At 70.4% G+C, this 17,771-nt stretch carries 18 protein-coding genes; 12 read left to right on the top strand and 6 right to left on the bottom strand.

All coding sequences use genetic code 11. The features are described from left to right. The first annotated feature begins 98 nt into the window (after positions 1 to 98). The gene (locus BIU90_RS04150) at positions 99 to 551 is read left to right on the top strand and encodes a DUF805 domain-containing protein (RefSeq protein ID WP_071299037.1); all 453 of its coding nucleotides are present in this window, start codon (positions 99 to 101) and stop codon (positions 549 to 551) included. Positions 552 to 647: 96 nt separating this feature from the next. On the opposite strand, the gene BIU90_RS04145 is transcribed toward BIU90_RS04150, so the two are convergent. From BIU90_RS04145 to BIU90_RS04120, 6 genes are all read right to left on the bottom strand, one after another. After that, on the bottom strand, positions 648 to 1,292 hold the full coding sequence (locus tag BIU90_RS04145; protein WP_071298977.1) for a TNT domain-containing protein: 645 nt from the start codon (positions 1,290 to 1,292) through the stop codon (positions 648 to 650). Between the two features lie 23 nt (positions 1,293 to 1,315). Next, positions 1,316 to 2,089: a succinate dehydrogenase iron-sulfur subunit gene (locus BIU90_RS04140; RefSeq protein WP_071298976.1), complete on the bottom strand. Its 774-nt coding sequence runs from the start codon at positions 2,087 to 2,089 to the stop codon at positions 1,316 to 1,318. Next, the gene (gene sdhA / locus BIU90_RS04135) at positions 2,089 to 3,900 is read right to left on the bottom strand and encodes a succinate dehydrogenase flavoprotein subunit (RefSeq protein WP_071298975.1); all 1,812 of its coding nucleotides are present in this window, start codon (positions 3,898 to 3,900) and stop codon (positions 2,089 to 2,091) included. Before sdhA ends, BIU90_RS04140 begins: the two co-directional genes overlap by 1 nt. A 37-nt stretch (positions 3,901 to 3,937) precedes the next feature. After that, positions 3,938 to 4,384 (bottom strand): succinate dehydrogenase, hydrophobic membrane anchor protein, encoded by a 447-nt coding sequence (sdhD, locus tag BIU90_RS04130; RefSeq protein WP_071298974.1) that lies wholly within the window; start codon positions 4,382 to 4,384, stop codon positions 3,938 to 3,940. A 10-nt stretch (positions 4,385 to 4,394) separates the two neighbouring features. After that, positions 4,395 to 4,847, bottom strand: coding sequence for a succinate dehydrogenase, cytochrome b556 subunit (gene sdhC / locus BIU90_RS04125; RefSeq protein WP_083403680.1), 453 nt, complete (start codon positions 4,845 to 4,847; stop codon positions 4,395 to 4,397). Positions 4,848 to 4,943: 96 nt separating this feature from the next. Beyond that, positions 4,944 to 6,179 (bottom strand): glycosyltransferase family 1 protein, encoded by a 1,236-nt coding sequence (locus tag BIU90_RS04120; RefSeq protein ID WP_083403692.1) that lies wholly within the window; start codon positions 6,177 to 6,179, stop codon positions 4,944 to 4,946. Between the two features lie 207 nt (positions 6,180 to 6,386). Between BIU90_RS04120 and BIU90_RS04115 the strand changes: the two genes are divergently transcribed. The 11 genes from BIU90_RS04115 to BIU90_RS04065 all read left to right on the top strand — a co-directional run bounded on the left by BIU90_RS04115 (position 6,387) and on the right by BIU90_RS04065 (position 17,761). Beyond that, entirely contained in the window at positions 6,387 to 7,499 is a 1,113-nt protein-coding gene (locus tag BIU90_RS04115) for a mannose-1-phosphate guanylyltransferase (protein WP_071298972.1), read from the top strand. A 194-nt stretch (positions 7,500 to 7,693) separates the two neighbouring features. Beyond that, complete coding sequence (locus BIU90_RS04110; RefSeq protein ID WP_071298971.1) at positions 7,694 to 8,767, top strand: BMP family protein; 1,074 nt, start codon at positions 7,694 to 7,696, stop codon at positions 8,765 to 8,767. Positions 8,768 to 8,850: 83 nt separating this feature from the next. Further along, complete coding sequence (locus BIU90_RS04105) at positions 8,851 to 10,371, top strand: ABC transporter ATP-binding protein (protein WP_071298970.1); 1,521 nt, start codon at positions 8,851 to 8,853, stop codon at positions 10,369 to 10,371. 86 nt (positions 10,372 to 10,457) lie between these two features. Continuing rightward, on the top strand, positions 10,458 to 11,711 hold the full coding sequence (locus BIU90_RS04100; protein ID WP_083403691.1) for an ABC transporter permease: 1,254 nt from the start codon (positions 10,458 to 10,460) through the stop codon (positions 11,709 to 11,711). Continuing rightward, positions 11,708 to 13,000, top strand: a complete 1,293-nt coding sequence (locus tag BIU90_RS04095) for an ABC transporter permease (protein WP_083403679.1) — start codon at positions 11,708 to 11,710, stop codon at positions 12,998 to 13,000. The genes BIU90_RS04100 and BIU90_RS04095 overlap by 4 nt, the downstream gene beginning before the upstream one ends. 172 nt (positions 13,001 to 13,172) lie before the next feature. Continuing rightward, positions 13,173 to 13,589, top strand: coding sequence for a cytidine deaminase (locus BIU90_RS04090; protein WP_071271663.1), 417 nt, complete (start codon positions 13,173 to 13,175; stop codon positions 13,587 to 13,589). A gap of 5 nt (positions 13,590 to 13,594) precedes the next feature. Beyond that, a complete protein-coding gene (locus BIU90_RS04085) occupies positions 13,595 to 14,884 on the top strand; it encodes a thymidine phosphorylase (protein ID WP_071298969.1) in 1,290 nt (429 codons plus the stop codon). 175 nt (positions 14,885 to 15,059) lie between these two features. Next, positions 15,060 to 16,190 carry an adenosine deaminase gene (locus tag BIU90_RS04080; protein ID WP_071298968.1) on the top strand — a complete coding sequence of 377 codons (1,131 nt, stop codon included), beginning with the start codon at positions 15,060 to 15,062 and terminating at the stop codon, positions 16,188 to 16,190. 3 nt (positions 16,191 to 16,193) lie between these two features. Beyond that, a complete protein-coding gene (locus BIU90_RS04075) occupies positions 16,194 to 16,640 on the top strand; it encodes a PTS sugar transporter subunit IIA (RefSeq protein WP_071298967.1) in 447 nt (148 codons plus the stop codon). After that, entirely contained in the window at positions 16,637 to 16,924 is a 288-nt protein-coding gene (locus BIU90_RS04070) for a PTS sugar transporter subunit IIB (RefSeq protein WP_071298966.1), read from the top strand. The genes BIU90_RS04075 and BIU90_RS04070 overlap by 4 nt, the downstream gene beginning before the upstream one ends. Positions 16,925 to 16,933: 9 nt before the next feature. Then, positions 16,934 to 17,761, top strand: coding sequence for a purine-nucleoside phosphorylase (locus tag BIU90_RS04065; RefSeq protein ID WP_071298965.1), 828 nt, complete (start codon positions 16,934 to 16,936; stop codon positions 17,759 to 17,761). The last annotated feature ends 10 nt before the right edge of the window (positions 17,762 to 17,771 follow it).

Below are 17,771 nucleotides of genomic sequence, written 5' to 3'. Positions count from 1 at the left end.
AGCCCGCCGGCCAGCCGAACCCGTACGCCCAGCCGGGGCAGGGGCACACGCCGCAGTACGGCGCTCCGGCACCGACCGGGCCCGGTGGCGAGCCGCCGCTGTGGGCACCGTGGTACGGCATCGCGCTGCCGAACGCCGTCAAGCGGTTCTTCAAGAAGTACGCACGCTTCGACGGACGTGCCAGCCGCAGCGAGTTCTGGTGGTGGGCGCTGACGAACTTCGTCGTGCTCGCGGTGCTGTACACCATCTTCGGCATCGGCGCTGCGACGTCCAGCTACCAGTCCGTGTCGAACGGCTACGCCGAGACCGCGGTGATGACGTCGCCGTCGGTGCTCTACGTCATCGCGGGGATCCTCATCGCGCTGTGGGGCCTCGCGATCCTGGTGCCGAGCCTGGCGCTGTACTGGCGGCGCCTGCACGACGCCAACCTGCCGGGACCGTTCTACTTCCTCGGACTGATCCCGTTCGTCGGCGCGATCATCCTGCTCGTCTTCGCGCTGATGGGCTCGAAGCCGGAGGGGCAGCGGTTCGACCGTCCCGACCTCGGCTGAACGACCGACCGACGACGAAGGGCCCCGGCGTGTGCCGGGGCCCTTCGTCGTCGCTGGGCGGGTCGTTCCTTGGAGCGGGTCGTTCCGTGCGACCGATCAGACGGCGCGGACGCGGACCAGCGCGCCGTCGACCACCAGGTCACGGATGGTCGTGGTGGCGTCGGCGATCTGGAAACGCAGGGCCCCACCGGGCTGGTCGAACCACGGCTGCACGAAGCGGACCGACACCAGGAAGGGGCGGTCGACGACGTAGCGGTGCACCTCGGGGGCAGCGGCGACGTGCGGCGGCAGGGAGCGTGCCGGCATCGGGGTGTCGAGCGGGTGCAGCAGGTAGCCGTCCGGCCCGCCGACCCGGTCGACCGGCACCCCAGCGGGGATCTGGATCGTCAGGCCGTCCGGGCCCGCCTGGGAGACCTGCTGTGCGAGCTGCGGGTACGTCGAGGCGGCACGGTCCCGCAGCCCGTCGAGCTCGTGACGGGGGAGGTCACGCGGCGCCGGGAACGGCCGGTTCAGGAAGCGGCGGAGCATCTCGACCGCGTCGTCCTCGCCACGCACCGTCGCCAGGCGTCGGGCGGTGCCGTAGTCGACGACCTCGAGCGCGAAGCTGTCCGTGCCGTCGGCGGGCACGATGCGGAGAGCTCCTTCAACCGGCGGTTCGTGCAGGGTCTCCCCGGGGAGCTGCACGTACCGGATCGTGTATCCGAGCTGGTCGAGGATGGGGCGCGTGTCCGCGAACGTCATGTGCCGGAGCCTACCGGTGCGACCTATGCCCGACCTCGCATGACGGCCTGCTTGACCTCCGAGATCGCCTTGGTGACCTGGATGCCACGGGGGCAGGCGTCGGTGCAGTTGAAGGTCGTGCGGCAGCGCCACACGCCTTCCTTGTCGTTGAGGATGTCGAGGCGCACGTCGGCGGCGTCGTCGCGCGAGTCGAAGATGAACCGGTGCGCGTTGACGATCGCGGCCGGGCCGAAGTACTGACCGTCGGTCCAGAACACCGGGCAGGAGGACGTGCACGCGGCGCAGAGGATGCACTTCGTGGTGTCGTCGAAGCGGGCACGGTCGGCGACGGACTGCACGCGCTCCTTGCCCTTCTCCGGCGTCGAGTTCGCCTGCAGGAACGGCTGGACCTCGCGGAACGACTTGAAGAACGGCTCCATGTCGACGATGAGGTCCTTCTCGAGCGGCAGGCCCTTGATCGCCTCGACGTAGATCGGCTTCGACACGTCGAGGTCCTTGATCAGCGTCTTGCACGCCAGACGGTTGCGCCCGTTGATGCGCATCGCGTCGGAGCCGCACACTCCGTGCGCGCAGGAGCGCCGGAAGGTCAGGGACCCGTCCTGTTCCCACTTGATCTGGTGCAGGGCGTCGAGGATGCGGTCGGTCGGCAGCATCATGACGTCGAAGTCCTGCCAGCGCGGCTCGTCGTCGACGTCCGGGTCGAAGCGCCGGACGATGATCGTCACGGGGAACGATCCGGGAGGGGCCGCCTGCACGGTGTCGGTACGGGGGGCGTCGGAGACCAGGGTGTCGGTCATCAGTACTTCCTCTCCATCGGCTCGTACCGCGTCACGACGACGGGCTTCCAGTCGAGCGTGATGTGGTCGTCGGCCAGGGACGAGTGCGGGTCGCCCGTCAGGTAGGCCATGGTGTGCTGCATGTAGTTCTCGTCGTCGCGCTTGGGGTAGTCGTCGCGCATGTGACCGCCGCGGGACTCCTTGCGGTTCCGGGCGGAGTAGACGACCACCTCGGCGAGGTCGAGCAGGAACCCGAGCTCGACGGCTTCGAGCAGGTCGGTGTTGAACCGCTTGCCCTTGTCCTGCACGGCGACCTGCGTGAAGCGCTGACGCAGCGTGTGGATGGTCTCGGTGACGCGGGCGAGGGACTCGTCGGTGCGGAACACCTGCGCGTTCTTGTCCATCTCCTCCTGCAGCTCCTTGCGGAGGAGCGCCACCTTCTCGGTCCCGGTGGACGCACGGAGCTGCTCGAGCATGCCGCGGACGTTCGCCGCGGGGTCCTCCGGCAGCGGCAGGAACTCGGCGGTCTGCACCCACTCGGCGGCGTTGTTGCCCGAGCGCTTGCCGAACACGTTGATGTCGAGCAGCGAGTTCGTGCCCAGACGGTTCGAGCCGTGCACCGAGACGCAGGCGCACTCACCGGCGGCGTACATGCCCGGCACGACGGAGTCGTTGTCGGAGAGCACCTCGGCGCGGACGTTCGTCGGGATGCCGCCCATCGCGTAGTGCGCGGTCGGCATGACGGGCACGGGCTCGACGACCGGGTCGACGCCCAGGTAGGTGCGCGCGAACTCGGTGATGTCCGGCAGCTTCGTCTCGAGCACCTCGGCGCCCAGGTGCGTGCAGTCGAGCAGCACGTAGTCCTTGTTCGGCCCGGCACCACGGCCCTCTGCCACTTCCTGCACCATGCAGCGAGCGACGATGTCACGCGGGGCGAGGTCCTTGATGGTCGGGGCGTAGCGCTCCATGAACCGCTCGCCCGAGGCGTTGCGCAGGATCGCGCCCTCGCCGCGGGCGCCTTCGGTCAGCAGGATGCCCAGCCCGGCCAGCCCGGTCGGGTGGAACTGGAAGAACTCCATGTCCTCGAGCGGCAGTCCCGTGCGCCACACGATGCCGACGCCGTCGCCGGTCAGGGTGTGCGCGTTCGAGGTGGTCTTGAACATCTTGCCGAACCCGCCGGTGGCGAAGATCATCGCCTTGGCGTGGAAGACGTGCAGCTCGCCGGTGGACAGCTCGAACGCGACGACGCCGGCCGGCTGCTTGCGCGTGACACCGTCGTCGCCGACCACGTCGACCATGATGAGGTCGAGCGCGTAGAACTCGTTGAAGAAGTTGACGCCGAGCTTCACGCAGTTCTGGAACAGCGTCTGCAGGATCATGTGGCCGGTGCGGTCCGCGGCGTAGCAGGCACGGCGGACCGGGGCCTTGCCGTGGTCGCGGGTGTGCCCGCCGAACCGGCGCTGGTCGATCTTGCCCTCGGGCGTGCGGTTGAAGGGCAGGCCCATGTTCTCGAGGTCGATGACCGCGTCGATGGCTTCCTTCGCGAGGATCTCGGCCGCGTCCTGGTCGACCAGGTAGTCGCCGCCCTTGATCGTGTCGAAGGTGTGCCACTCCCACGAGTCCTCTTCGACGTTCGCCAGCGCAGCCGCCATGCCGCCCTGCGCCGCACCGGTGTGCGAGCGCGTCGGGTAGAGCTTGGAGATCACGGCGGTGTTCGCCTTGGGCCCGGCCTCGATCGCGGCACGCATACCTGCGCCGCCCGCGCCGATGATGACGATGTCGAACTGGTGGTGGTGGACGGTGATGTCGCTCAAGGATGTCTCTCGGTCGATCGGCAGGGGGGAAGTCGTGCGGCGGTCGTCGTCGCGGCTACTGGGCCGGGCAGAACGACGGCAGGTCGGCTGCGGCGGCGCCGGCGGGGCACGGGTCGAACGTCCAGCACACCAGGGTGCCGAGGACGATGAGCAGCACGCACGCGACGAGGATCGCGACCAGCAGGGTCTTGCGGATCCGGGGCTTGGCGACGTAGTCGTTGACGATCGTGCGCATGCCGTTCGAGCCGTGGATCAGCGCGAGCCAGAGCATGAGGGTGTCCCACACCTGCCAGAAGGGGCTGGCCCACTTGCCGGCGACGAAGGCGAAGTCGATCTGCTTGACGCCTTCGCCGGCCACCATGTTGACGAACAGGTGGCCGAAGATCAGCACGACGAGCAGGATGCCCGAGCCGCGCATGTAGATCCAGCCCCACTTCTCCCAGTTGGTGGTGCGGCGGGCGGCAGCGGCGGAGCGCGGGGGCTCGATGGTCTGTGTGGTCATCGGTGCACCCCTAGTGGAAGTCGGAGACGAGGTTGATGAGCTGGCGCGGCAGGAAGCCCGCGATCGCCACGGCCCAGAGCACGAGGACGACCCAGAACATCGCGCGCTGGTACTTCGGCCCCTTGGACCAGAAGTCGACCAGGATGATCCGCAGCCCGTTGAACGCGTGGAACACGATGGCCATCACGAGCGCGATCTCGCCGAGGTTCATGATCGGCGTCTTGTACGTGCCGATGACCGCGTTGTAGGCCTCGGGCGAGAGCCGCACGAGCGCCGTGTCGAGGATGTGCACCAGCAGGAAGAAGTAGATCGCCACCCCGGTGATGCGGTGCAGCACCCAGGACCACATCCCGACGCTGCCGCGGTACAGGGTGCCCTGCGGCGTCCGTGGTGTGCGCGGCGCCTCGATCGACACCGACGGGGCGACGGTCGTCGTCGTACCCGCTGCGGTCTGCTCGGCCATGAGCGTGTCCTTCCGTGGGACTGGCCCGCTGATCGGCGAGCCGTTGCCGTCACGTCCGGGTGTCACCAGGACGTGCTCGTGTGGAACGACTCCATCCTACGACCGGCCGCTGACCTTCTCGTTCCACCCGGTGAGGACCCCGCGTGCCGCGGGCGGCGCGCCGATGTTCCGGGCCGTGTCGTGGTGCGCCAGCAGCTCGTCGCCGACGGCCTCCCACGTGGTGCCCTCGACCCGGAGCCGGCCCGCCGACCCCATCCGGGCCGCGCGTTCGCGGTCCAGGTGCAGCCCGAGGACCGCCGCGCGGAGCGCCTGGGGGCGTTCGGGGTCGTACAGCTCGCCGTCGAGGCCGGGGGCGACGAGGTCGAGGGGGCCGCCCGATGCCGGTGCGACGACCGGCAGGCCGGACGCGTGCGCCTCCTGCAGGGTCTGGCCGAAGGTCTCGGCGGGACCGGTGTGCACGAAGACGTCGAGCGCCGCGTAGGTGTCGGCCAGGTCGTCGCCGCGCAGCGGGCCGGTGAAGGTCGCGTCCAGGTGTCGGAGCCGTCGCTCCAGGGCCGGACGGGAGGGTCCACCACCGGCGACCACGATCCGGATGCCGGGGATGCCGCCCAGCTCGGCGAGCCGCTCGACCTCCTTCTCCGGTGCGAGCCGCCCCACGTAGCCCACGATGGTCTCGCCGCGCGGAGCGAGTCGCCGCCGCAGCGCGCGGACCGCGGCCGAGGACCGGCGGGACGGGTGGAACAGGGCGGTGTCGACCCCGCGACCCCACCGGGCCACCCGGGGGACGCCGTCCTCCAGCAGCATCGCCGCGGTGGCGGACGACGGCGCGAGCGTCAGCGAGGCGCCGGCGTGGATGCGCCCGAGCACCTTGCGGACCAGGGGAGCGGTCGCTGCCAGGCCGTTGCGGCGGGCGAACCCGGCCACGTCGGTCTGGAACACGGCGACGGAGGGGATGCCGAGCCTCCCGGCCGCGGTGATCGCGCGCCCACCCAGCAGGAACGGACTGGCAGCGTGGAGCACGTCGGCGCCGGAGGCGGCGAGGATCGTGTCGAGGACGGGGTGCGGCAGGGCGACCGGGAACTGCCGGTAGGCCACCGCGGGGACGCGGTGGACGTCGAACCCGCGGTACCGTTCGAGCTGCGAGCGGGACCGCAGGCCCGCCAGGCCCGGCGTGTCCGGGGCGATGACGACCGCGCGGTGGCCGCGGCGTCCCAGGTGGTCCAGGACGGCGAGGACGCTCGTGGTCACGCCGTTGAGGGTGGGCAGGAAGCTCTCGGTCACGACGGCGACGGTCCGTTGGGACGTGCCGCGCTCCACGCTGCGTGCGTTCATGGCGATGTCCATGCTGGGCGTTCGACGTGTCGGGCAGTGGGGCCGCGCGGTGAACGGCGCGCACGCCGGGGGTGAACAGGTCGTGCAGCGGCGACCGCGATCGATGCGTGCAGCGTGCTGGTGGGTCCCAGCCGACCTCGTGCGGTTTCCCGCCACAGGTCCGGTCGGCACCCAGGAAGACGGGCGACGCGACGATAGGTTGGCCGCGTGGCTGCTCCTCTCGACGACTTCTACGCGATCATCCCCGCCGGCGGCATCGGTTCGCGCCTCTGGCCGCTCTCGCGTGCCGACGCACCCAAGTTCCTGCACGACCTGACCGGCTCGGGGACCTCGTTGCTGCGACAGACGTGGGACCGACTGGCGCCGCTGTCGGGCGAGGGCCGGATCATGGTCGTCACCGGTCGCGCGCACCGTGCCGCCGTCGAGTCGCAGCTGCCCGGCGTGCCGGACCACAACGTCGTGCTCGAGAGCGAGCCGAAGGACTCCACCGCGGCCATCGGCCTGGCGGCGGCGATCCTGCACAAGCGCGAGCCCGACGTCGTGATCGGCTCGTTCGCGGCCGACCACGTCATCGGCGACGCCCGCGGCTTCCGGCGCTCGGTGGCCGAGGCCGTCGCGGCAGCCCGTGCCGGGTACGTGACGACGATCGGCATCACCCCGTCCGAGCCGGCGATCGGGTTCGGCTACATCCACGTCGGCGACTCGCTCGGCATCGACTCCGCCCCGCAGGCCCACACCGTGCGGTCCTTCGTCGAGAAGCCGGACCTGGACACCGCGACGGCGTACCTGGACGACGGCAACTACCTCTGGAACGCCGGCATGTTCATCTCGCGCGCCGACGTGCTGCTCGCCGAGATCGGCCGGAACGAGCCCGAACTGCTGGCCGGGATCGAGGAACTCGCAGCCGCGTGGGACACGTCCTCGCGCGGTGCGGTCGTCGACGCCGTCTGGCCAGCGCTCAAGAAGATCGCCATCGACTACTCGGTCGCCGAGCCGGCCGCGGCCGCCGGACGTCTGGCCGTCGTGCCGGGGGACTTCGACTGGGACGACGTGGGCGACTTCGCCTCGCTCGCCAAGCTGCAGTCCGGCGGGCTGGCGAACCACCTGGCGGTGCTCGGCGACGGCGCCCGCATCCTGGCGGACTCGTCGAGCGGCATCGTGGTGTCGCACAGCCAGCGCCTGATCTCGCTCATCGGGGTCGACGACATCGTCGTCGTGGACACCCCGGACGCACTCCTCGTGACGACGAGCGCGAACGCCCAACGGGTCAAGGGTGTCGTGGATGCTCTGAAGATCTCCGGCCGGGACGACGTCCTGTAGCGCTCCATCACGAAAGTCGCGGATCCGTGCCGATCGGAGGCCGCTGCGTTACGGCCGCGTTTCGGCGCGGTCGCGATCCCGTAACCGATCCGCAGGGGCCCTCCTGGGCGTTCTGTACCGGCCGGGCGGTCGTGTACTGTCGCCACGATCGCCCGGTGCAGTGACCGGGCCGAACTCCCCGGAGGAACCCACCCGTGTCATCCCGCACCCGTCAGATCGCACTCAGCGGCCTCGCACTCGTCGGCACCGTCGCCGTCCTCGCCGGCTGCTCCGCCGCTCCGTCCGACAGCTCGTCGGCGAAGTCCACCAGCTTCCGCCCGTGCATGGTGTCGGACTCCGGTGGGTTCGACGACAAGTCGTTCAACCAGCTCGGCTTCGAGGGCCTGCAGGACGCCGCCAAGGACCTCGGCGCGACGTACAAGTCGGCCGAGTCCAAGGACTCCACGGTCTACGACTCGAACATCGAGCAGCTGATCGGCCAGAACTGCAAGCTCATCGTCACGGTCGGCTTCAACCTCGCCGACGCCACGAAGAAGCAGGCCGCAGCGAACCCCGACACCGACTTCGCGATCATCGACGACAACTCGATCGACGCCAAGAACGTCAAGCCGATCACGTTCGACACCTCGCAGGCGGCGTTCCTCGCAGGCTACGCGGCCGCGTCGTACTCCAAGAGCGGCGTCGTCGGCACGTTCGGCGGCATGCAGATCCCGACCGTCACGATCTTCATGGACGGCTTCGCGGACGGCGTGAAGTACTACAACGACCAGAAGAAGAAGGACGTCAAGGTCGTCGGCTGGGACGTCGACAGCCAGAAGGGCTCCTTCACGGGCGGCTTCGAGGCCGGCACGCAGGCCAAGTCCGTCGCGCAGACGCTCCTCGACCAGAACGCCGACGTGATCCTGCCCGTCGGTGGTCCGATCTACCAGTCGGCAGCCGAGGCGATCAAGGACGCGAACAACGGCTCCGTCCTGATCGGTGCGGACAGCGACCTGTACGAGGCCGACCCCCGCTACAAGGACATCGCGTTCACCTCCGTCGAGAAGGGCATGCGCCCCGCCACGAAGGACGTCGTCGAGCAGGCCGCCAAGGGCGACTACTCGAACACCCCGTACGTCGGCACGCTCAAGAACGACGGCGTCGGCATCGCGCCGTTCCACGACTACGAGTCCAAGGTCGACTCGGGTCTGCAGGGCGAGCTCGACAAGATCAAGTCGGGCATCATCGACGGCTCGATCACGGTCAAGACCGAGGCGACCGTCAAGTAACGACGCTCGGTGCGGGCGGGGGAGCACTCCTCCGCCCGCATCCGCGCGCTCCCGGCACTCCCGACAGGAACGTACACACCGACATGAAGCTGGAACTCCGCGGCATCACCAAGCGGTTCGGCCCCCTGGTCGCCAACGACCACATCTCCCTCACCGTCGAACCCGGCGAGGTGCACTGCCTGCTCGGCGAGAACGGCGCGGGCAAGTCCACCCTGATGAACGTGCTCTACGGCATGTACCAGGCCGAGGAGGGCGAGATCCTGCTGGACGACGTCGTCCAGGACTTCGACGGCCCCGGCGACGCGATGCGTGCCGGGATCGGCATGGTGCACCAGCACTTCATGCTCGTGCCCGTGTTCACCGTCGCCGAGAACGTGATGCTCGGACAAGAGGAGACGGCGTTCGGCGGTCGGCTCGACCTGGCCGGTGCCCGCCGACGGGTCCGCGAGATCTCCGAGCGCTTCGGCTTCGACGTCGACCCCGACGCCCGGGTCGAGGACCTGCCCGTCGGGGTCCAGCAGCGTGTGGAGATCATCAAGGCGCTGTCCCGCGACGCCTCGGTGCTGGTGTTCGACGAGCCCACGGCCGTCCTCACCCCGCAGGAGACGGACGAGCTGATGGGCATCATGCGCCAGCTCCGTGCGGCCGGCACCGCCATCGTCTTCATCACCCACAAGCTCCGTGAGGTCCGCGAGGTCGCCGACCGCATCACGGTGATCCGACTCGGCAAGGTCGTCGGCGAGGCATCGCCCACCGCGACGAACAACGAGCTCGCGGCGCTCATGGTCGGTCGAGCGGTGTCGCTCGTCGTCGACAAGGAGCCCGCGACCGGCGGCGAGGACGCCCTCGTCGTGCAGAACGTCACCGTCACCGACCCGAACGGCATCGTGCTGGTCGACGACGTGTCGTTCACGGTCCGCCGTGGCGAGGTCCTGGCTGTCGCGGGCGTGCAGGGCAACGGGCAGACCGAGCTCACCGAGGCGATCATCGGCCTCGAGCCGGTCCGCTCCGGTCGCATCACGCTCGACGGCAAGGAGCTGACGGGGCGCACCGTCAAGCAGGTCCTGGACGCCGGCGTGGGCTTCGTGCCCGAGGACCGGAAGGAGGACGGCCTGGTCGGCGAGTTCACGATCGCCGAGAACCTGATGCTCGACCGGGCCGACCACAGCGAGTTCGTCCGCGCCGGCACCATCCGCGCTGCCGAGCGCGACGCGTTCGCCGACGAGAAGATCGCCGAGTTCGACATCCGCACGCCCGGTCGCGCGACCGCGGCCGGTCGGCTGTCCGGCGGCAACCAGCAGAAGATCGTCCTGGCGCGCGAGCTCAGCCGCGAGCTCCGTCTGTTCGTCGCCGCACAGCCCACCCGTGGCATCGACGTCGGCTCGATCGAGTTCGTCCACAAGCGCATCGTCGCCACCCGCGACGCCGGCGTCCCCGTCATCGTGGTCTCGACCGAGCTCGACGAGGTCGTGGCCCTGGCCGACCGGATCGCCGTGATGTACCGCGGTGCGGTCATCGGCATCGTCCCCGCGGACACTCCCCGCGACGTCCTCGGCCTGATGATGGCCGGAGAGCTACCAGAAGGAACGGAGCTGGCAGCGTGAGCACCACCACGCCCCCCGAGAACGACCCGACGACGGACGTCGCCACCGACGACCGCCTGCAGGACGTCGAGGGCACCCCGCACCTGATGACCGACTCCGCCGCCGACGCCGAGCGCCGCGCGGGGGAGAAGGGCGCCGACCGCTGGCAGAGCGCGCTGCAGGGCATCATGAACGGCTCCGTGCTCGTCACGGTCCTGGCCGTCGTGCTGGCCCTCGTCGCGTGCGGCATCCTGATCGCCGTCACCGACTCCGCGGTCCAGCAGGCCGCCGGGTACTTCTTCGCCCGTCCCGCCGACACGTTCCGCGCGATCGGCACCGCCGTGGGCGGCTCCTACGCCTCGCTGTTCCAGGGCTCCGTCATCAACTTCGGCGCGGACTCGTTCGCCCAGGCGGTCGTCCCGATCACCCGGTCGATCGACTACGCCGTGCCGCTGATCGCCGCGGGTCTCGGCATCGCGCTGTCCTTCCGCGCGGGCCTGTTCAACATCGGCGGCCAGGGCCAGATCCTGATGGGTGCCGCGGCGGCCGGCTGGGTCGGGTTCTCGTTCGACCTGCCCGCCGCGGTCCACATCCCCCTCACCGTCGTCGCCGGCATCGTCGGCGGCGCGGTCTGGGGCGGGATCGTCGGCGTGCTCAAGGCGCGGACCGGGGCGAACGAGGTCGTCCTGACGATCATGCTCAACTACGTCGCGCTGTACCTGGTGAGCTACCTGCTCCGCACCCCGGGCCTGCTGCAGGCACCCGGCAGCCCGAACCCGATCTCGCCCGCGATGAAGGACTCCGCGGTGCTGCCGCAGCTGTTCGGCCCGCGGTACGGCGTCGACCTCGGCTTCATCGTGGCGATCATCGCGGTCGTCGTCGTGTGGTGGCTCGTCAACAAGTCCTCGCTCGGCTTCCGCTTCCGCACGATCGGTGAGAACCCGCGTGCCGCCCGCGTCGCCGGCATGAGCGTCCCGTCGCTGACCATCTGGGTGCTGGTGATCTCCGGCGCGCTCGTCGGCATCGCCGGGGCGTACCAGGTGCAGGGCGCCGTCACGAGCGGCTTCACCTCGAACATCGACGCCGGCATCGGCTTCGACGCGATCACCGTCGCACTGCTCGGGCGCTCGAAGCCGTGGGGCACGTTCTGGGCAGCGATCCTGTTCGGTGTGCTCAAGAACGGCGGCTACGCGATGCAGGCCGCGAACGGCATCCCGATCGACATCGTCGGGGTCATCCAGGCCCTCATCGTCCTGTTCATCGCCGCTCCGCCGCTCGTCCGCGCGATCTTCCGGATCCCGCAGCCCGGCGCCCGCAGCAGGCGCACCAAGAAGTCCGAGCGGAAGGCAGTCGCCGCGTGAGCACCATCAGCCCCACCGCGCCCGCGCCGCACGCGCCCCTGGCCGACCGCGCGGTCGAGTCCACCCGCAGCTGGAAGCTGCCGATCGGCTACGCCGTGTTCACGGTCGTCGCCCTGGTCTTCTTCGTCCTGCTCGGTCGTGACGGATCGGCGACGTTCCGGCTCGCGAACGCCGGCGACTTCGTCCAGCTGCCCGACGTCGCGCTGCCCGGCTCCGGCACCGGCATCACCGTGACGGTGCTGCTCGCGCTGGCCTCGGTCTACGCGTTCGTCCAGGCGAACGGCTTCCGTCGGGTCCCGCTGTGGGTCACGACCGTCTTCGCGATCCTGTTCGTCGTCGGGTTCCTGACCTGGGCCGCGGCCGGCGCCACGATCCCGCTGCCCGGTCTGCTCGTCGGGGCACTCGGCCTGAGCGTCCCGCTGGTGTTCGGTGCCCTCGGTGGCGTCATCTCCGAACGCGTCGGTGTCGTCAACATCGCGATCGAGGGGCAGTTCCTCGCCGGGGCGTTCGTCTCCGCGATGATCGGCTCGCTGACCGGCTCGGCCTGGGTCGGCCTGGTCGGTGCCCTCGTCGCCGGTGTGCTCGTCTCGTTCGTCCTCGCCGCGTTCAGCATCAAGTACCTCGTCGACCAGGTCATCGTCGGCGTCGTCATCAACGCGTTCATCTCCGGCCTGACCGGCTTCCTGTACTCGCAGGTGCTGTCGCCGGCCGAGCAGACGCTCAACGTCGGCATCCGCTTCCCGGTCCTGCCGATCCCGGTGCTGCACCAGATCCCGGTCATCGGCCCCGTCTTCTTCGAGCAGAACGTCATCGTCTACCTGGCGTACGTCGCGGTCGCGGTCGTCACCTTCGCGCTGTTCAAGACGCGCTGGGGCCTGCGCCTGCGCGCGGTCGGCGAGCACCCCCAGGCGGCGGACACGGTGGGCATCAACGTGCTGAGCACCCGGTTCTGGAACGTCTCGCTCGCGGGTGCGATCGCCGGTCTCGGTGGTGCGTACTTCACGCTCGGCTCGGTCGGACCGTTCGCCAAGGACATGACCGCCGGCGCGGGCTACATCGCGCTGGCCGCCGTCATCTTCGGCCGCTGGGACCCGATCCGCGCCACGCTCGCGGCGCTGCTGTTCGGCTTCGCGTCGAACCTGCAGAACGTGCTCGGCTCGATCAACTCGCCCGTCCCGAGCGAGTTCCTGCTGATGCTGCCCTACGTCGTGACCATCTTCGCGGTGGCCGGCCTGGTCGGGCAGTCGCGGGGGCCGGCGGCCGCCGGCAAGCCGTACATCAAGAGCTGACGGACAGGAGGCACGGCACATGACCGACACGGACGCTGCGGGTGACCATGGGCCCACGCCGCCGGTACCGGAACGACGCGCCAGCGGCGTTCCGGCCGTGCCGGTGGGGACGGCGGGCGAGCCCGCCTGGACGGACCCGGCCAGGAGCCTCCCGTCCGATCCTGACGCCGCGATCGACGCGAGCGTCGACGTCGACTGGACCGCGCTGCGCGAGGCGGCGACGACCGCGATGGGGCGCGCCTACGCGCCGTACTCGTCCTTCCCGGTGGGCGCTGCGGCGCTCACCGACGACGGGCGGATCGTCTCCGGCTGCAACGTGGAGAACGCGTCGTACGGCGTGACGCTCTGCGCGGAGTGCTCGCTCGTGTCGCAACTGCACATGACCGGGGGCGGCAAGCTCGTCGCGTTCACGTGCGTGGACGGCGACGGCGCCACCCTGATGCCCTGCGGACGGTGCCGGCAGCTGCTGTTCGAGCACTCGGCCGAGGGCATGCTGCTGGAGACCGTCTCCGGCATCCGCACCATCGACGAGGTCCTGCCGGACGCCTTCGGGCCGCGGACCCTCGTCACCTACCAGCAGGAGCACTGATCAGCATGGCCGTCGAGCCGTTCGACACCGTCGACCTCATCCGCACGAAGCGCTCGGGCGACGCCCTGGGCACCGCCGAGATCGACTGGCTGGTCGACGCGTACACGCGCGGCTACGTCGAGGACCCGCAGATGGCGGCGATGGCGATGGCGATCTTCCTGAACGGGATGGAGCGTCGCGAGATCAAGGACCTCACCCTCGCCATGATCGCCTCCGGGGAGCGGATGTCGTTCGGCTCGCTCGGCAAGACGACCGTGGACAAGCACTCCACCGGTGGCGTCGGCGACAAGATCACGCTGCCCCTGGCGCCGCTCGTGGCGTCGTTCGGCGTCGCGGTGCCGCAGCTGTCCGGCCGTGGGCTCGGCCACACCGGCGGCACGCTCGACAAGCTCGAGTCGATCCCCGGGTGGCAGGCGGCGCTGTCGAACGAGCGGATGATGGCGATCCTGTCCGACGTCGGCGCGGTCATCTGTGCTGCCGGCTCGGGGCTCGCTCCCGCGGACAAGAAGCTCTACGCCCTCCGCGACATCACCGGCACGGTCGAGTGCATCCCGCTCATCGCGTCGAGCATCATGTCGAAGAAGATCGCCGAGGGCACCGGCGCGCTCGTGCTCGACGTGAAGTTCGGCTCCGGGGCGTTCATGCCGACCTACGAGGCGTCGCGGGAGCTCGCGCAGACGATGGTCGACCTCGGCAACGACGCCGGTGTCGCGACCTCGGCGCTGCTGACCGACATGGAGGTCCCGCTCGGCCTGACGATCGGCAACGCGCTCGAGGTGCGGGAGTCGGTCGACGTGCTCGCTGGCGGTGGACCGGCCGACGTCGTCGCGCTGACGATCGAACTCGCATCCGAGATGCTCCGGCTGGCGGGCCTGCCCGACGCGGACCCCGCGGCCGCACTGGCCGACGGCCGCGCGATGGACACCTGGCGGCGGATGATCCAGGCGCAGGGCGGTGACCCGTCGGCTGCGCTGCCCGTCGCCCGCGAGCAGCACGTCGTCACGGCGACGTCGTCCGGCGTGCTCGCCCAGCAGGACGCCCTGCCGTTCGGCATCGCGGCCTGGCGTCTCGGCGCGGGTCGTGCCCGGGCGCAGGACCCGGTGCAGGCCGGGGCGGGCATCGAGCTGCACGTGAAGCCGGGCGACACGGTGACGGCCGGGCAGCCGCTGTGGACGCTGCACACCGACGACGCCGCGCGCATCCCGCGGGCACTCGAGTCCCTCGAGGGTGCCTGGTCGGTCGGCGCGTCGGCGCCGGAGCGCGGGTCGATCGTCCGCGAGCGCATCGCGTCCTGACCCGCGCCGCCTGTCCTGGGTCGTCCACCGGTCCTCGGCCGTCCGTCGGCCCCGGGCCGCCCGCCTGCGTCACCGGAGGCTCCCTGCCGACCTGTGGGGAGCCTCCAGTGCGTCCTGTCCACCGTTGTGCGCCGGGACCGACGCGTGGTCGGTGACCACCGATAGCCTGGTCTCCATGAGCGCCGACGCCACGACCTACCGCCTGCCCGACGCCGGGGCGGTCATCAACGACCTGCCCAAGGTCTCGCTGCACGACCACCTCGACGGTGGTCTGCGTCCTGCGACGATCGTCGAGCTCGCAGCCCAGGCCGACGTCACGCTGCCCACCACCGACGTCGCGGAGCTCGGGCAGTGGTTCGCCGACCAGTCCGACTCCGGGTCGTTGGTCGAGTACCTGAAGACGTTCGACGTGACCACGTCGGTCATGCAGACCGCGCCGCAGCTGCACCGCGTCGCGAAGGAGTTCGTCGAGGACCTGGTCGCCGACGGCGTCGTCTACGGCGAGGTCCGCTGGGCCCCCGAGCAGCACCTGCGCGGCGGGCTGTCCCTCGACGAGACGGTCGAGGCAGTACAGGCCGGCATCGAGGAAGCGGTCGACGCCGCCGGTGGCGCCATCCGCATCGGGCAGCTCGTCACCGCGATGCGGCACGCCGACCGGTCCCTCGAGATCGCCGAGCTCGCCGTCCGGCACCGTGACCGCGGCGTCGTCGGGTTCGACATCGCCGGAGCGGAAGCCGGGTTCCCGGCGTCGAACCACCGCGCCGCGTTCGACCACCTGGCGTCCGAACTGTTCCCGGTGACCGTCCACGCGGGCGAGGCCGACGGACTGGCGTCGATCCGCTCGGCCCTGGTCGACGGGCGCGCGCTCCGCCTGGGACACGGCGTCCGGCTGTTCGAGGACGTCCAGCTCTCGGACGCCGGTGACGGGTCGACGCTCGCGTCGCTCGGCGAGGTCGCGTCCTGGGTCCGCGACCGCGAGATCCCGTTGGAGGTCTCGCCGTCGTCGAACCTGCAGACCGGTGCCATCGCCGCGTGGGGCGACGACCTGGCCGACCACCCGTTCGACGTGCTGTACCAGCTCGGGTTCCGCGTCACGGTCAACACCGACAACCGCCTGATGAGCAACACCACGCTGACCAAGGAGCTCGCCCTGCTGGCCGGCACGTTCGGGTACGACCTCGACGACCTGGCAGCGTTCCAGATCAACGCGGCGCTCGGGTCCTTCCTGCCGCTCGAGGACCGCGAGGAGATCATCTCCCTGATCACCTCGGGGTACTCGGTGCCCGCCGGGTACGCGGAGGCCTGATCCATGGGCCTGCCACCGCTCTCCGACGCCGCCGTCGTCCTCGGGGCGTCCGCGCCGTCGTGGCGCGACGCGCTCCGGCTCGCCGGGGGTGCCCTCGTCGCGTCCGGGGCGGCGACCGACGAGTACACCGACGCCATGATCGCCATGGTCGAGGAACACGGGCCCTACATCGTGATCTCGCCCGGGCTGGCGTTCGCCCACGCACGTCCGGGGTCGTCCGTGCTGCACGACGGGCTGTCCGTCGTGACCCTCGCCACACCGGTCGCGTTCGGGCACCCGCACAACGACCCGGTGTCGGTGGTGCTCGGGCTCGCCGTGGCCGGGGTCGGCACGCACCTGGAGTCGATCGGCGAGATCGCGAACCTGTTCAACGACGCCTCGGTGACCTCGCGCCTGGCCGCTGCGTCCTCCGCTGACCAGGTGCGGTCGATCATGGGGGTCTCGGCATGAAGATCGTGACGATCTGCGGCGCGGGCATCGGGTCCAGCGGCATCCTCAAGGTGAACGCGGAGAAGGCGTTGGCCGCGCTCGGGCTCACCGCCGAGGTCGTGGCAGCGGACGTCGCGTCGGTGCGAGCGGTGTCGGACGACGCCAACGTGATCCTGACGTCGCAGGAGTTCGTCGCGGCGATCGGCGACACCTACGCCGAGGTCATCGTGATCCGCAACCACTTCGACCAGACCGAGATCACCGCGGCTGTGGAGAAGTCCCTGGGGGAGTCGCCCGCCCCGTAGCATTGCGGCATGGCAAGCACGAACCCGCTCAACGACCCCTCCGTCGACCCGTTCGACGTCGCTCGCGATGCCGCCGCGGTCATCGCCGACCGGTCCGGCATCGAGCGGCACGACATCGCTCTGACGCTCGGCTCCGGCTGGGGCAAGGCCGCCGACCTCATCGGCGAGACGGTGTCCTCGATCGACGCCGCCGACGTCCCCGGCTTCAGCGCGTCGGCCGTCCCCGGGCACTCCGGCACGGTCCGCTCGATCCGGTTGGCCGACGGCCGCCACGCACTGGTCATCGGCGCGCGCACGCACTACTACGAGGGCCACGGTGTCCGTCGCGTGGTGCACAGCGTCCGCACCGCTGCGGCGACCGGCGCCGGCACGATGGTCCTGACGAACGGGGCCGGCGGCATCAAGGAACACTGGAAGCCCGGCACACCGGTGCTCATCAGCGACCACATCAACCTGACGGCGGACAGCCCGCTCGAGGGCGCGACGTTCATCGACCTGACGGACCTGTACTCCGCCCGCCTGCGCGCGGTCGCGAAGAGCGTCGACCCGTCGCTCGACGAAGGCGTCTACACGCAGTTCCGCGGCCCGCACTACGAGACCCCGGCCGAGGTCCAGATGGCGAAGACGATCGGCGGGCACATCGTCGGCATGTCGACCGCGCTCGAGGCCATCGCCGCCCGGCAGGCCGGAATGGAGGTCCTCGGCTTCTCGCTCATCACGAACCTGGCCGCGGGCATCCAGAAGACCCCGTTGTCGCACACCGAGGTGCTCGAAGCCGGTCGTGAAGCCGAGCCCGTGATCGCCGACCTGCTCGCCCGGGTCGTGGCAGCCCTGTGACCGACGGCAA

Origin of the sequence: Curtobacterium sp. MCBA15_001, from assembly GCF_001864835.1 — a bacterium.
Taxonomy (GTDB): Bacteria; Actinomycetota; Actinomycetes; order Actinomycetales; family Microbacteriaceae; genus Curtobacterium.
This window is presented reverse-complemented; position numbering and strand designations above follow the sequence as displayed.